This is a genomic window from Spirillospora sp. NPDC049652, from assembly GCF_040675125.1.
Lineage (GTDB): Bacteria > Actinomycetota > Actinomycetes > Streptosporangiales > Streptosporangiaceae > Spirillospora.
This window is the reverse complement of sequence record NZ_JBFAOF010001493.1, coordinates 1-1,226: the sequence shown is the minus strand read 5'-3', so window position 1 is coordinate 1,226 and position 1,226 is coordinate 1. Positions and strand designations below refer to the sequence as shown.

Below are 1,226 nucleotides of genomic sequence, written 5' to 3'. Positions count from 1 at the left end.
GCCCGCCGGCTCGCCCGCGGCCGCGGGTCGCAGGTCAGGAGGCCGGGCTGCCGCCTCGCCGCCGGGCCAGCACCAGCGAGGTGTAGCTGTTGGCCGCCACGGCGGTGGCCGGGCCCGCCTCCCTGGGCAGCGGCATGAGGGCCGGGGACGGGCGCGTGGTGACCGCGCCGTCCCCGATCTGGCCGTAGAAGTTCGCCCCCCAGACCAGCACGCGGCCGTCCGACGTCAGCGCGAGGCTGTGCGCCGAGCCGACCGCGATCTGGGTGATGGTCGCGCCGATCGGCAGGTCGGCCTGGATCGGCTCCTTCTGGATGCTGCCGCGACCGGGCCCGAGCTGCCCGGACTTGTTCGCGCCCCAGACCAGCACACGGCCGTCCGAGGTCAGCGCGAGGCTGTGGTCGTATCCGGCGGCGACCTGGGTGATGGTGTCCTCGGTCGGCAGGGCCGCGAACACCGGGGTCCTCCGGTCGGCGGTCGTGCCGTCGCCGAGCTGGCCGATGTCGTTGTGCCCCCAGGCCAGCAGGCGTCCCTTCGAGGTCACGGCGAAGCTCTGGGCGCCAGGGCTCGCGGCGACGCCGGACGCGGCGACCCCGTCCGGCAGGTGGACGAACACCGGCGCGGCCTGGTTCGCGCGGCTGCCGTCGCCCAGCTCCCCCAGCATGTTGTCGCCCCAGGCCAGGACGCGTCCGTCGGATGTCAGCGCGAGGCTGTGGTAGTTCCCGGCGGCGACGCGCGTGACGGTGACGCCCCGGGGCAGCCGCACGAACACCGGGGTCGTGCGGCGGGTCGTGGAGCCGTCGCCGAGCTGACCGTTGACGTTGCGCCCCCACGCCAGGACGCGGCCGTCCGAGGTCACGGCGAGGCTGTGGTCGAACCCGGCGGCGACCTGCGTGACCGTCAGCCCGTGGGGCAGGTGGACGAACACCGGCGTCGCGCGCCTCGCGGTCGAGCCGTCGCCGAGCTGGCCGCTGGCGTTGCGTCCCCAGGCCAGGACGCGTCCGTCCGAGGCCAGTCCGAGGGTGTGGCTGTCGCCGCCGGACTCCTGGGTCAGCGCGACGCCGGACGGCAGGCGCGTCCTGACCGGCGCGTCCCGCTCGGTGGTCGTGCCGTCCCCGAGGGAACCCGACTCGTTGCTGCCTGTTCCGAGGGCCAGTTCGCTGGGCACGACCGCGTCCGCCTGGCGCGGGACGGCCAGGCCGGTGGCCGCGCAGACCCCGGCCACCAGC

Annotated in this window: 1 protein-coding gene; it reads right to left on the bottom strand. The window is 75.8% G+C overall.

Annotated features, from left to right (window positions below; genetic code table 11):
- Positions 1-34 precede the first annotated feature (34 nt).
- Positions 35-1,226, bottom strand: a 1,192-nt coding sequence (locus tag AB0J52_RS41395) for an RCC1 domain-containing protein (protein WP_500188743.1), incomplete at its 5' end; no start/stop codon positions are given.